Source organism: Planococcus sp. SE5232 (assembly GCF_050686535.1).
Taxonomy (GTDB): domain Bacteria; phylum Bacillota; class Bacilli; order Bacillales_A; family Planococcaceae; genus Planococcus.
Genome location: NZ_JBOGCP010000001.1, coordinates 779,116 through 793,128, shown reverse-complemented (window position 1 = coordinate 793,128; position 14,013 = coordinate 779,116). Strand labels below are relative to the sequence as shown.

Annotated in this window: 12 protein-coding genes; 2 read left to right on the top strand and 10 right to left on the bottom strand. The window is 49.0% G+C overall.

The genetic code is table 11. The features are described 5' to 3' along the window. Positions 1-5 precede the first annotated feature (5 nt). Positions 6-755, top strand: a complete 750-nt coding sequence (locus ACRC6Q_RS03785; RefSeq protein ID WP_223640077.1) for an amino acid ABC transporter ATP-binding protein — start codon at positions 6-8, stop codon at positions 753-755. A gap of 66 nt (positions 756-821) precedes the next feature. On the opposite strand, the gene ACRC6Q_RS03780 is transcribed toward ACRC6Q_RS03785, so the two are convergent. Next, positions 822-1,937: a mandelate racemase/muconate lactonizing enzyme family protein gene (locus ACRC6Q_RS03780; protein WP_223640074.1), complete on the bottom strand. Its 1,116-nt coding sequence runs from the start codon at positions 1,935-1,937 to the stop codon at positions 822-824. Positions 1,938-2,037: 100 nt separating this feature from the next. Between ACRC6Q_RS03780 and ACRC6Q_RS03775 the strand changes: the two genes are divergently transcribed. Beyond that, positions 2,038-3,243, top strand: a complete 1,206-nt coding sequence (locus ACRC6Q_RS03775; RefSeq protein ID WP_431465847.1) for a M20 metallopeptidase family protein — start codon at positions 2,038-2,040, stop codon at positions 3,241-3,243. Between the two features lie 120 nt (positions 3,244-3,363). Here the strand turns inward: ACRC6Q_RS03775 and ACRC6Q_RS03770 are convergent, their stop codons facing one another. The 9 genes from ACRC6Q_RS03770 to ACRC6Q_RS03730 all read right to left on the bottom strand — a co-directional run bounded on the left by ACRC6Q_RS03770 (position 3,364) and on the right by ACRC6Q_RS03730 (position 13,842). After that, positions 3,364-4,554 carry a glycine C-acetyltransferase gene (locus tag ACRC6Q_RS03770; protein WP_431465846.1) on the bottom strand — a complete coding sequence of 397 codons (1,191 nt, stop codon included), beginning with the start codon at positions 4,552-4,554 and terminating at the stop codon, positions 3,364-3,366. Between the two features lie 93 nt (positions 4,555-4,647). Beyond that, complete coding sequence (locus tag ACRC6Q_RS03765) at positions 4,648-6,756, bottom strand: peptidase M6 (RefSeq protein ID WP_431465845.1); 2,109 nt, start codon at positions 6,754-6,756, stop codon at positions 4,648-4,650. A gap of 206 nt (positions 6,757-6,962) precedes the next feature. Beyond that, a complete protein-coding gene (locus ACRC6Q_RS03760) occupies positions 6,963-8,096 on the bottom strand; it encodes a bifunctional cystathionine gamma-lyase/homocysteine desulfhydrase (RefSeq protein WP_223640052.1) in 1,134 nt (377 codons plus the stop codon). Beyond that, positions 8,096-9,028 carry a PLP-dependent cysteine synthase family protein gene (locus ACRC6Q_RS03755; RefSeq protein WP_431465844.1) on the bottom strand — a complete coding sequence of 311 codons (933 nt, stop codon included), beginning with the start codon at positions 9,026-9,028 and terminating at the stop codon, positions 8,096-8,098. The genes ACRC6Q_RS03760 and ACRC6Q_RS03755 overlap by 1 nt, the downstream gene beginning before the upstream one ends. Before the next feature lie 11 nt (positions 9,029-9,039). Then, the gene (locus ACRC6Q_RS03750) at positions 9,040-9,513 is read right to left on the bottom strand and encodes an S-ribosylhomocysteine lyase (RefSeq protein ID WP_223640035.1); all 474 of its coding nucleotides are present in this window, start codon (positions 9,511-9,513) and stop codon (positions 9,040-9,042) included. Positions 9,514-9,532: 19 nt separating this feature from the next. Beyond that, complete coding sequence (locus ACRC6Q_RS03745) at positions 9,533-10,168, bottom strand: class I SAM-dependent methyltransferase (protein ID WP_431465843.1); 636 nt, start codon at positions 10,166-10,168, stop codon at positions 9,533-9,535. 252 nt (positions 10,169-10,420) lie between these two features. After that, a complete protein-coding gene (locus ACRC6Q_RS03740; RefSeq protein ID WP_431465842.1) occupies positions 10,421-11,062 on the bottom strand; it encodes a YczE/YyaS/YitT family protein in 642 nt (213 codons plus the stop codon). Positions 11,063-11,128: 66 nt separating this feature from the next. Then, on the bottom strand, positions 11,129-11,620 hold the full coding sequence (gene ybaK / locus ACRC6Q_RS03735; RefSeq protein WP_431465841.1) for a Cys-tRNA(Pro) deacylase: 492 nt from the start codon (positions 11,618-11,620) through the stop codon (positions 11,129-11,131). A gap of 62 nt (positions 11,621-11,682) precedes the next feature. After that, complete coding sequence (locus ACRC6Q_RS03730; protein ID WP_431465840.1) at positions 11,683-13,842, bottom strand: DNA topoisomerase III; 2,160 nt, start codon at positions 13,840-13,842, stop codon at positions 11,683-11,685. Between the last annotated feature and the right edge of the window lie 171 nt (positions 13,843-14,013).

Below are 14,013 nucleotides of genomic sequence, written 5' to 3'. Positions count from 1 at the left end.
CCCAGATGATTTCAATCAAAAATTTGCATAAAAAATTCGGCGATCTTGAAGTATTGAAAGGCATTGATGCAGACGTCCAAAAAGGTCAGGCCATCGTGGTCATCGGGCCATCCGGGTCCGGAAAAACGACATTCCTGCGCTGCCTAAATACGTTGGAGACACCGACTTCCGGGTCCGTAACAATCGACGAACAAACCATCGACTTCTCCAAACCTTTGTCGAAAAAGCAGATTATGGCTTTTCGCAAGCAATCGGCTATGGTCTTTCAGCATTACAACCTGTTCCCGCACATGACAGCTCTTGAAAACGTCATGGAAGGTCCGGTTACTGTCCAAAAGCTGGACAAAAAATTAGCCCGCAAAAAAGCCGAACAGCTGCTGACGAAAGTCGGTCTCGGCGAAAAGATCAATGACTACCCGTTCCAGCTGAGCGGCGGCCAACAACAGCGCGTCGGCATCGCACGCGCGCTGGCACTCGAACCGAAAGTCATGCTGTTCGACGAACCGACGTCTGCGCTCGATCCGGAATTGGTCGGCGAAGTGCTGCAGGTTATGAAAGACTTGGCTGCTGAAGGCATGACGATGGTCGTGGTGACACACGAAATGCGCTTTGCCAAAGGCGTCGCTGACGAAGTGCTGTTCATGGACGAAGGACGCATCGTCGAGCGCGGCAAACCCGAAGACATCTTCAACCATCCGACAGAAGAACGGACAAAACGTTTCCTGAGTTTGATACAGAAAGCCGATACGATTTAAGAAAAGCGTAAACTGAATGAAACAGAAAAACTCGCCTCTCTTTTGAGATTGCGAGTTTTTTTGCGGTCATTTTTCGATGATGCATGATTTAACCGTCAATTTCTCCAATTGCGCCTGATCCACTTCCACACCCAGACCTGGCTTACCGGATAATAAGACATTCGGGTGCTGATAGGTCAAGTCGCCGATTTCTTCACTGAACAGCAACGGCCCCGTCAATTCGGTGCTTTCGATATTGATGCGTGACATCGCAACGTGATAGCCTGCGGCTGAACCGATGGATGATTCCACCATGGAACCGATTTGGCACAGCATACCCGCTGCTTCAGCCGTCTTTGCCATTTGCGCAGCATGGAAAATCCCCGCACATTTCATCAATTTGATGTTGATGACATCCGCCGCCTGCAGCCGGATGATTTCCAACAGGTCTTCCATCGATTGGATGCTTTCGTCGGCCATGATCGGCACGGCGGTCTTCGAACGGATTTCAGCGAGGCCCCGGATGTCGCCCATGCGGATCGGCTGCTCGATCCAGGCAATGTTGGCCCCTTCAAGTTGTTTGATTGCCGCCACGGCAATGCCTGGAGACTTCCATCCTTGATTGACATCGACTCGGATCGGCATGTCTTTGCCGACTGCTTCGCGAACGGCCAAAATCCGGTCGACATCTTCCTGCGCCTGCCCTTTCCCTACTTTCAGCTTTAGGGAAGCATAGCCCATTTCAACGGCTTTCTTCGCTTTTTCCGCCATGATTTCAGGTGCTTCGATGCTGAGCACTTTCGGATAATCCAAATGAGCCGTTGCCTGCCCGCCAATCAGGTTATAGACTGGCTGCCCTGACGCTTTACCCATCAAATCATAGCAGGCGATATCCACAGCGGCTTTAGCCGCTGGATTGCGGGCCATCAACGCGTTTAGTTTCGAATGGATAGTTTCAATATCGAACGGGTTCATTCCGATGATCGCCGGGAGGAACAGCTCTTTCAATAGTTCAAACGCTGCAGTGAAATACTCTCCCGTCACATGTTCATCCGGAACTGCTTCTCCGTATCCGACAAGGCCGGTGTCTGTTTCCAGTACCACAATCAATGCCGGCATATCTGGATAAGTTGCATAAGAGATGATGAATGGTTCGCTGAGAGGAAATCTGACTGCATGCAAAGATGCTTTTGTGATTTTCATTTGAGTGCCTCCAATGATTTTAACTTATTGTATACTTACTACTATAGTGAAATTAAAGAATAATTGGTATTTTATTTTATATCCAAAGGAGCTTACATATATGACATTAGCTGAGCAGATTGATTCACTGTACGAGGAAATGGTGGAAACAAGAAGACACCTGCATATGCATCCCGAGCTGTCGCATCATGAGATTGCGACTCCGGCTTTTATTGCGGACCGTCTGGAAGAATTGGGCGTTGAGGTTCGCCGGGGAGTTGGCGGGCGCGGAGTCGTCGGGACGATCGGTGGCGGCAAGCCTGGCAAAACGATTGCATTTCGTGCAGATTTTGATGCCTTGCCGATCGATGATCAAAAAGATGTCCCTTATAAATCCACTGTTCCCGGCGTCATGCATGCTTGCGGACACGATGGACACACTGCTGCTTTACTCGGCTTCGCTAAAGCGATGATGGCCATTCGGGAAGAGCTTCCGGGCACGATTGTGCTGATCCATCAATTCGGCGAAGAGTTGTCGCCGGGCGGTGCACGTGCCATGATTGCAGATGGCTGCCTGGACGGTGTGGATGCCGTCTACGGCGCTCATCTGCAAAGCAAAATGGACAGTGGCCGTATTTATTTGCGCGATGGCTTTCTGCAGGCGTCCGAGGATACGGTCAAAATTATCGTCCACGGCTCGGGAAGCCACGGAGCCGAACCGCATAACGGCGTCGATCCAATTCTGGCAGCGAGCCATATCATGGTGGCGCTGCAATCCATCGTCAGCCGAAATGCGGACCCGCTGAAGGAGTTGGTCGTCTCCATCGGAAAATTCCATGCGGGTGATGCCGATAATGTCATTCCGGGCAAAGCCGTGCTGGAAGGCACCATCCGCGTCTTCGATCCTGAGCTTCGCGAGCTGGCCAGCCAGCGCCTGCGGACGATTGTGGAGAATGTCGCCATCGCAATGGGCGCCACGGCTGAAGTGATCATTGAAAATGGCTATGATGCGCTGTGGAACCATCCGGCTGAAACCGAGCGGGTCCGCAGCGCAGGCCGCGGCTTGTTGGGTGAAGAAAACGTCGTGGAAATCGACCCGGTCATGCCGGTCGAGGACTTCACTTATTTTACGCAGGCAAAGCCTGGCGCCTACTTTTTTATTGGGGCGAAAATGGCAAATAATGCCGCAGTTTACCCCCATCACCATGAAAACTTCGATTTCAATGAAACCGCCATGCTGGTGACCGCAAAAATGTTCGCTGCGATTTACTTTGAGGCGCAGGAAATGCCTACGGACAGTATTCTGGTTGATTTGGACAGTATTTAAGCTAGTTTGGACAGTATTTCCTGCCAACTGGACTGTATATCACACCATCCGGACTGTATATCCTATATCTGGAAATAAAAACACGCCCAGCAGCGTATCGCCGGGCGTGTTTTCGTTTATTTACTTGATGACGCCTAATTCTTTGCCGACTTTTTCGTAAGTGGCGATGGCTTCATCCAACATTTCTTTCGTGTGGGCAGCTGTCGGCATGTTACGTACGCGTCCAGTGCCTTTTGGAACGGTTGGGAAAACGATCGACTTGGCATAAACGCCTTCTTCGAACAAACGCTTCGAAAATTCCTGCGTCAGCTTTTCGTCGCCGATGATGCAAGGTGTAATCGGCGTTTCGGAATGGCCAATATCAAAGCCTAATGCATCCAGCCCTTTTTTCAGGTAATCGCCGTTGCTCCATAATTGATCATGCAATTCCGTTGAATCCATGATCATTTGGACTGCAGCGGTGATAGCTGCCACGTCGCCTGGAGTTACCGCTGTCGAGAACAGGAATGGACGTGAACGGACTTTCAGCCAATCGATGAGATTCTTTTTGCCGGCTACATAACCGCCGACAACTCCGACTGCCTTAGACAAAGTTCCCATTTGCATATCGACTTCTTTTTCAAGGCCGAAATGCTTCACAGTTCCTTTTCCTTTGCCAGTGACGCCTGAACCGTGCGCATCATCCACGTACGTGATCAAGTCGAATTCCTTGGCGATTTCCACAATCTCAGGAAGTTTGGCGATATCGCCATCCATTGAGAAGACCCCGTCCGTGATGACCATAACTTTATTGTAGAGGCCTGATTCTGTCGCTTCTTTCGCTTTCATGCGAAGGTCTTCCATATCGGAATGCTTGAACGCGATGATTTTCGCTTTTGACAAGCGGCAGCCATCGATGATTGATGCATGGTTCAATTGATCGGACAGAATCGCATCGTTCTTGTCCATTACAGCTGAAATCGCCGCCATGTTGCAATTAAAACCGGATTGGTAGGAAATAGCCGCTTCGGTTCCTTTAAACTCGGCTAATTTCTCTTCCAATTTCACGTGCAGATCAAGCGTTCCGTTGATAGTGCGGACTGCCCCTGCACCGACACCATATTTATCGATAGCATCTTTTGCCACTTGCTTCAACTCTTCGTTGGTCGCAAGCCCCAGGTAGTTATTTGAAGAAAGGTTGATCAGTTCCTTGGCGCGCACTTTGATGATGGCGCCGTTCGGTCCTTCAACCGGATCGATTTCATTATAGAGGCCCTGCTCTTTTAATTCTGTTAAATTTTCATCTAAAAATGTATCTAGTTTTTTCGACAATGTCCTCTTCCTTTCACAAACAATCTCAGTTTCCATCTTACCATACGGGGCTTTTTCTCCAAAAGAAAAAGCGGACCGAGGTCCGCTTTCAGCTTATTTATTGCTTTTTTCTTTGTTCTTGCCTTTGTTCGGGTTGTCTTGCTTATAGATTACTTCATACGTGAATTCTTTCGCTTCTTTTTGCCCTTCTTCTGCAGCGTAAGAAGTGATCATTTTCACATTGCCTTCACGAAGAACCTGGTTAAGGTCCAACGCCTGCTTTTCTGTCACGTTAAATGGATCAACGTGGAAAACGCGTTCTTTGCCGTTTTTCTTGGTTTGGATGAATGTTGTCGTGAAGTTGACATAGTCACCTTTCAATTGACCCAATGACTGGAACACATCCGTTGAAGTGCCATCAGCTGTGAACTCGCCTAATTCAATGTTCTTGATGAACCACCCTGAATTGTTTGAACCCCAGTCAGTCAGGTTGCGGAATGAAACCAGAACATCCTGTCCTGCATAAGCGGATAAATCAAAGCTTTCAGTTGCCCAATCACCATTCGTTCCAGTAAATCCAGGCACATTTTCCTTGATGGTCGGGTAACCTTCTTCAACTACATCACTGCGCGTGTTTTCATTTTCAAGAGAAGTCCATGAATCGCCATTGTCAGTTGAAACCTGAACCATACCGAAATCCCATTGCTCTTCAGTATCGTAGTAATGCTCGAACGTCAATGTCGCGTCGGCAGCAGGAACAGTTGCTCCAAAAATCAATTCCTGATCTGCTTCGTCGCCGTTATTTGCGTGTAGCACCTGTGCACCAGAACCTTTTGGATCTGCTACAGTTTTCCATTGCAATGGCAGGAAGTCGACGCCGTCAAATTCCAGGCCGCGGACATCTTTGCCGAAGTTGAATTCCTTAAAGTCGCCGCCCCATGCTGGAACGCCTTCTTTTTCAAAGGTCTTCGCTTTTTCAAAGTCTACCGTTTTGCCGCGCACGTCACCATTTGTGCCGACCGGCAGTTCACGCAAATCAATGCTTTCGAAATTATAATCGCTGCTGACGTCTGAGTTGTCCAACGTCAACGCCGTCATAAAATTCTGGTAGACTTCAGTGAATGTCTTATTGGTGCCATAATCCTGCAATACTTTATCGACGCTCGCCATTCCCTGGCTGTCGCCGTCTGTCGCTAATTCACGGATGAACTCTTGTCCGAACTTGTCGTACATATAAAGGGTGAACAGGTAAACCTGGCCGTAATCCGCAATTGTTTCAGGACCGGTTGCTGCTGTTCCATGCTCGTCCCAGTTGACTAATGAGTTTTCCGGGTGGTCCAAATAGAAGTTGATTGATCCTTCTCCGTGACCATATCCGCCCAGAAATTCAGAGAATGTCGACATGCCTTCATTCAACCATGTTTCTTCAGAAGGGTCATTATCAGCTTGGATCAAATGCTGCAATTCATGGATTGTTGTCCCGAAGAATGTGCTCTCCAAACGTGTTTCCCATGAATTCGTATCGATGGTGATGATGTTGCGGTCTGTGTAGTTTTCAAGTGTCTGCCAGAAGAAGCCGGCAACAAAGAATGGGTAACTTGGGTTGTTCCAGCCTTCATCCTGGACATTATCGACCAGCATGATGACTTTATCAGATCCTTCGTAATAGCCTTCAGGAAGGTTAACCATACCGGGAAGTGGCGAGTTAGAGCCATCCAATTGATCCGGTGTTCCGAAGAAGTCAGTTGCTACCGGATAGATGTTGCTGTCAAACTCAGCCTTTAATTTATCCACCTGAGCCTGTGTGACCACGTCAGCCGGTTTCGGGTTATTTGGCCCGTAAGCTAAATCTTTGGCTACCCAGATTTCCACGTTGTCGCCAATGCTCCGAAGTGTAAATTCTTTAAAAGCTAAATTGCGGTCCAGGAATAATTTCGTCCCGTGATCTTCTGTAAATGCTCCGTCGGCTGCCGCCTCAGACGTTCCGTCTGTCACGTCATCCGCCTGTTCTTTTATCTTTTTATCCGCTTCTTTTTTGAAATTTTCATCCTGCGCTAAATCATTCAAGCTTTGGTCGATATCGATCCGGTCCCCGTATCGTTCACTGTTCCAGTCGTTTGCTGATGGTACTGCCTCGGTTGGTGCCGCTGCAGCTGCTGGCGCGAATAAAGATAGGGTTAACGCACTAGCCGATAAGATCGATACCCATTTGCTGTTCTTCATGTTGCATCCCCTTCCAAACTGTCAGAATATTATTTCTTTCAAAATCTTACCATGACAGAATAGTCAGAAGAATAGGGGAAAAGGTATATTTCGAGTTACGAAATTACAGGTTATAAGATTCATTTTTCCCTATTACAAATAGTTCAAATGGTTTTAATTATAGAAAGAGAACGTAAAAAAACCGCCTTTATTAGGCGGTTTGTCACTTATTTTAAAGCATTTTCCAGATCTTCGATCAAATCTTCAACATCTTCGATTCCGACTGAAATTCGAACGAGTCCTTCGACGATGCCCAACTCGCCACGGCGTTCAATAGGAATTGAAGCATGGGTCATTTGTGCCGGTACGGAAATCAAGCTTTCCACGGCGCCTAAACTTTCAGCCAAGGTAAAGTATTTCAGCTTCGCCAATAATTCTCCGGCCTTTTCCTTGCTGCCTACATCAAATGAAATCATGCCACCGAAACCAGTCGCTTGTTTCTGCATTAATTCGCGTCCTGGATGGCTTTCAAGTCCTGGATAGATGACTTTGCCGACGGCGTCATGCGCTTCCAAAAACTCTGCAATTTTCTGTGCATTGGAATTGGCTTCTTCCATGCGTAAGCCCAATGTCTTCAATCCACGGATCAGCAGCCAAGAATCCTGCGGCCCTAAAATCGCACCGATGGAGTTTTGCACAAAGTGGACCTCTTCAGCAAGTTCCGCTGAATTGACGACAACCAAACCTGCTACGACATCACTATGCCCGCCGATGTATTTGGTCGCACTGTGCACAACAATGTCAGCACCCAAAGCAATCGGATTCTGCAGGTAAGGCGTCATGAACGTGTTGTCGACAATCGTCAGCAGATCCTTCGATTTAGCGAAGGCAGCGACCGCTTCGATATCTGTCACTTTCAACAGCGGATTGGTCGGTGTTTCAATGAAAATCGCTTTGGTATTTTCTTTGACTGCCGCTTCCACTTCCGCCAGGTTGCCGGTATCGACAAACGTGAATTCCAAGCCGAAACGGTTCAGTACTTTATTGATGACACGGTAGGTACCGCCATAAACGTCGTCTGTCAGGACGACGTGGTCTCCGGCTGAAAACAGCATCATGACTGACGAAATCGCAGCCATCCCTGAACCGAATGCAAAACCGGCGTGGCCGAATTCCACATCCGCGATCAATTCTTCCAGTGCATGGCGTGTCGGATTGCCTGTCCGTGAATATTCATAGCCTTTAAATTTGCCGACCGCTTCCTGCTTATAGGTGCTGACCTGATAGATCGGCGTAGACACGGCGCCTGTCGCTTCATCTCCGACAATGCCACCGTGGATTAATCTTGTTTTTGGTTTCATTACTGATCCTCCTCAAAACTTCTGCTATAAATATTTTGGCTCATATAACGTTCGCTTGAGTCAGCAAAGACAGTCACAATATGGCTTCCCGGCGTAGCAGTTTCCGCTTCCCTGAGCGCTGCTACAAAAGCTGCACCGGAAGAGCTTCCTACTAATAAACCCTCGTTTTTTGCCAACTCGCGAACGGCCATAAATGCTTCTTTATCCAGGATGGTGTGGATGGCTTCAAAATAGCTCTCATCCATGTAATCCGGCAAAAATTCCATGCCGATGCCTTCCGTCAAATGTGGTCCTGATGGCCCGCCGTTTAAAATCGAGCCTTCCGGTTCCACAATGACGGTTTTGATGGCGGGCTTTTTTGATTTCAAATAACGCGCTGTGCCCATGAAAGTGCCTCCGGATCCTGCCCCGGCAATAAAAATATCGATTTCACCGTCTAGCGCTTCCCAGACTTCCGGCCCAAGTGTCCGGACATAGGTTTCGGGATTGGCTGGGTTGGAAAATTGGGAAGGGGAAAATGCCCCTTGCTCTTCCACCAGTTCCTTGGCTTTTTCGATTGCGCCTTTGATACCCTTTTCAGTCGGCGTATTAATGACTTCCGCTCCCAATGCGCGCATCAGCCCCTGTTTTTCCTGGCTGAATTTTTCAGGCACTACAAATTTCACGTGATAGCCTTTGCCGATGGCGGCGATCGCCAAACCGATGCCGGTGTTGCCGGCTGTCGGCTCGATCATCGTACCGCCCGGTTGGAGCAGCCCGCGTTTTTCAGCATCTTCAATCAACGAAACGCCCAAACGGTCTTTGACGCTGCCGCCGGGGTTAAAATACTCCAGCTTGGCAAAAATGCGGCAGCCGTTCGGAATTTTGCTGTGTGTCAGTTCCAACAGTGGCGTATTGCCGATCAGTTGTTGAATTTCAGTAACATAGTTCATCGTTATTCTCCTTAGATCGCTTCATCCGCGAAGACTTGGCGCCATTGGTCTTTTTTCGCCAGCATTTCACGCGCCAGTTCTTTTGCGCCTTCTAAGCTATGGCTCGCAGCCCAACCGCATTGAACTTCATTGCATGCCGGCACTTCGTCCGCTTCGATTACATCCTTCAATGTGTTTTCAAGAATGCGGAGAATGTCTTCATAATCGTCATGGTTGATGACGGACAGGTAATAGCCGGTCTGGCATCCCATTGGCCCGATATCCACAATGTTATCTGAATGGTTGCGGCTGTGTTCTGCCATCATATGCTCAAGGGAATGAAGTCCGGGCATATCCATATGTTCTTTGTTCGGCTGTTTGAAACGGATATCGTATTTGCGGATCGTGTCGCCTTTGGCTCCAGTTTTTTCTCCTGCGAGGCGTACATATGGCGCCACTACTTTTGTATGGTCCAAGTTAAAGCTTTCAACATTCATTTTTTTCATCTTAATCGCTCCTTGTTTCTTATTTTTTCGTTGCATCAATCAGAAATACGTAATTGTTCAACTTCGACAATTCTACCGTAAACCCTGCATCTGTAATCAATTTTTCCATGACAGGCACCGTGGTGTAATATTCCCGGTTCAAGTCCTCTACTAGATTAGCATGACCTCTTGCTTGTTCAAATGCAATTATTTCCTTTTTAGCATCTTCTGATTCGAATAGCGTATCTGCGAAAACCACTTTGCCGCCTGCCGGCAATTGCTCCGCATAAATCTGGAATGCCCGTGCTTTTTCGGCATCCGTCAAATGATGGAAGGCGTAAGAGCTGACAAAGCTCTGCGGTGTGACGCCTGCCTCAAATTCCAGAAAATCTCCGTCTGTGACTGTCAGGTCTTTCAGTTTTTCCGCGACCACTTCACGCATCGCCTGATTCGGTTCGATTCCCACCACTTCCAGGCCACGGACAAGAAGCTTTTCGGTAAGGTTTCCCGTACCGACACCGAATTCCACCACCGGACCAACTGCCGCATCGGCCACTGCCTGCAGAATTTCATTATATTTTACGAATACATCCTTGTATTCCTCATCTTTTCCATTAACTGAATCATCATACGTATGAACCCATTCATCAAAGATTTCTACAAATTCACGTCCCATAAAAATGCCCCTTTATGCTTATATTTAATAAAACCAATAGAGTTACTCGGCTTTATTTATACCATATCAGCAGAGCGGTTTCAACTATATGAGACGGATGGAAGATTCAGCTTATTTCCTGCATAGCGCCAAAAGGAAGCCAGGCAACGTACACCTGGCTTCCTTTTTCGTTTGCCCCATCAATGGGCCATCGCTGCAGATTTCATTTGTATAAAAACAAGCTTTCCTGTTTTCATTTTAAGCTGGCCCAGCTCAAATTTTGAGCACAGGCGGAACTTCTTCTTTTCTGCCGATGAGCGTCACCAGCAGCTTTTCAAATTGCGGCAGGGAGACTTGCACGATCCTCCCGGTCAGCAACGCGACAGCAATGGTACCGACTCCGACCGGGCCCCCGAGCAGCCAGCCGAGCAAGGCGACCCCCACTTCGATGCCCGCCCGCACGACGCTGATGCTGAGTCCAGTCTTTTCAACGAGCATCATCATCAGGCTATCCCGCGGCCCCGCTCCGATTTTCGGCGACACGTAGAGACCGACGCCATAACCCGAAACGACGATTCCGGCCGTCAAAATCAGGATTTGCCCGACCAGTGTGTGGATGTCCGGAATCAGGAAGTTGAAAATATCGATGAAGACGCCGATCAGCACCATATTCAGGAAGGTGCCGATTTGCGGAATTCGCCGTGTGAACAAAGCGGTGCTGGCAATCAGCACAAACCCCGCGATGACCGACCAGGTGCCGATCGTCAATCCGAAATTCAGGTACAGCCCGACATGGAGCACATCCCATGGTCCGATGCCCAGTTTGCTGCCTTTGATGGTCATGGTGAAACCAAGAGCGAGCACGATCAATCCGACAATAAAAAACAGCCAACGGTAAAACAACGAACGCTTCATCCAAATCCTTCTTTCTGCTAGTATGATATGAAAAATCCACCCATTCGAAAAGAATGGATGGAGGCCTCATTGACCGGAGGCTGTTAATTCGGCAAACTGGGCATTTGTCACACGGGCCAGTTCGACAGGAGCCAGTTTCAGCTGCATGCCGATTTTGCCGGCGGATACGATCATTTCAGGCAATTGTTCCGCTTCTGCTGAAAGGAATGTCGGAAACGGTTTTTTCATCCCGACAGGTGAACACCCCCCCCGGATGTAGCCGGTCAATGACAGAATGTCTTTGGACGGTGCCATGTCGATTTTCTTTTCGCCGGCGGCTTTGGCCGCTTTTTTCAGGTCCAGCTCTTCTGCAACCGGAATGACGAACACAAAAGCCTGCTTTGACGCACCGATCGCCACCAATGTCTTGTAGACAAGGTCAGCAGAGGCGCCGATTTTAGCGGCAACAGAAACGCCATCCACTTTGCCGTCATCTGTACTGTAATGAAGCAGTTCGTAAGAGATTTTCTCTTTGTCGAGCATGCGTGCCGCATTGGTTTTTGCAATTTTCTTAGCCATGGCGTTTTCTCCTTATTTGAAAACTCTCTTCGTCACAGCATACCATCTTCACCAACGGGTTTCTATTCAGTTTGGCCCAATAATTTTTTCAATGCATCGGCCATTGCCGTATTTTGCGGCGCTTCATCCTGCTGGTTCAAGTATTTATTGACGTCTTTCTTATTGGCTTTTGACTGGCCGGATTTTTTGCGTTTTTCAAAGGCCGACAGCTTCTCGCGATGTCCGCATTTGCAGACGAAAATCTTGCCGTCGCCTTCGCCCTGCATCTCCAGCTTCTTGTGGCAGTTCGGGCAGCGGGCATTGGTCTGCATTGCCACATTCTTTTTGTAGCCGCAGTCACGGTCCTGGCAGACATTCATCTTGCCGCGCTTGCCGTTGACTTCAAGAAGCGGTTTGCCGCAATCCGGGCACATTTTGCCGGTGATGTTGTCGTGCTTGAATTTCTTGTCGCTCTTCTTGATGTCCGACACCGATTTCTCGGCGAAGACGATCATTTCTTTGATGAATTCTTCTTTTTTCAATTGGCCCTTGGCGATCTTGGTCAATTGCTGTTCCCAGTCGGCTGTCAGTTTCGGTGACTTCAAGTCTTCCGGAACAAGCTCGAGCAGCTGGCGGCCTTTTGACGTGATCGTCAGGTCCTTGCCTTTTTTCTCGATCAGGAAGGTGTTGAACAATTTATCGATGACATCCGCACGCGTCGCAACCGTGCCGAGGCCACCTGTTTCGCCAAGTGTCTGGATCAGTTCTTTCGATTCGCCGCTCATGAACTGCGCCGGGTTTTCCATAGCGCCAAGCAGCGTTCCTTCATTGAAGAAAGCGGGCGGCTTGGTTTTGCCATCAGTCAGGGCGATGCCTTTGATGGCCAGCTTCTGGCCGTTTTCAAACGGCGGCAGCGTCGTATCGTTGTCGTCGCCTTCATCTTTGTAGACGCGTTTCCATCCTTCATTGCGGATCGTATTGCCTTTCGCCTGGAAGGTTTCCCCGCCGGCAGTCAGCTTGACGGTCGTCTGGTCGTACTCATACTGCGGATAAAATACCGCAAGGAAGCGCTTGACGATCATGTCGTATAATTTATGCTCTTTGTCGGACAAGTCATGCAGCGGCGGCGTTTCTTCCGTCGGGATGATGGCATGGTGATCGGAAACTTTGCCATCGTCGATGACGCCTTTTTGCGGCGCCACCGGATTTTTCAGGATCATCGCGGCCAGGCTGCGGTAAGGTCCCATCTGCACCGCCTTGACGCGGTCTTTCAAAGTGTCGCGCATATCGCTCGTCAGATGCTTCGAGTCGGTCCGCGGGTAGGTCACGATTTTGTAGCGCTCGTACAGGTTCTGCAACGTGTTGAGCGTCTCTTTCGCCGACCAGCTATAGCGCTTGTAGGCTTCTTTCTGCAGTTCGGTCAAGTCAAATAAAGGCGGTGCCGGCTGGCGTTTCGGCGTGATTTTGATATCCGTCACCGTGCCTTCATGCGTATTCTGGAGTTTATTGAACAGCTGGTCGACTTTGTCCTTGTCGAAGGATTGCGTCGAGTTGCCGTCCGTCCAGGTGAAGGCGGCCTTGTCGGTAATCGCCTGCATGCCGTAATACGGCTTCGGCTGGAAATTACGGATCTGCTGCTCACGTTCGGCAATCATCGCCAGTGTCGGCGTCTGCACGCGGCCAGTCGACAATTGCGCATTGTATTTGACGGTCAGCGCGCGCGTCGCATTGATGCCGACCACCCAGTCCGCTTCCGCACGCGCGACAGCTGCCGCGTACAGGTTTTCATAAGCTTTTCCGTCTCTCAAGTTATTGAAGCCGTCTTTGATGGCTTTGTCGGTGACGGACGAAATCCACAGCCGCTTCACAGGCTTGCGCGTATTCGTTTTCTCCAGGATCCAGCGCGCCACCAGCTCGCCTTCGCGCCCGGCGTCTGTCGCGATGATGACATCTTTGACATCGCCGCGCTGCAGCTGTGATTTAACCGCATTGAATTGTTTCATCGACTGCTTGATCGGCACCAGCTTGAACGGCTTCGGAATGATCGGCAGCGTGTCCATCTTCCATTCCTTAAAGTCGTTGTCGTACTGCTCCGGCTGGGCATGCGTCACCAAGTGGCCAAGCGCCCACGTGACGATATACTGCTTGCCTTCCAGGTACCCGTTGCCTTTTTGTTCGCATCCGAGAACACGCGCAATATCACGCGCCACGGACGGCTTTTCTGCTAAAACGATTGATTTCATTTGGATTCACCCTCATTTCTGATGTGGTTATTGTAACATTTTCTGATTTTAAAGGAAAAAAAATGCGCCAGAATCATATTTCTCGCACAATGGAACATATTTAAATTTTTGTGAGTCGTATTTCAGAACCAATGGAACGTATTTCACTCCCAATGGATCGTATCCAGTTAA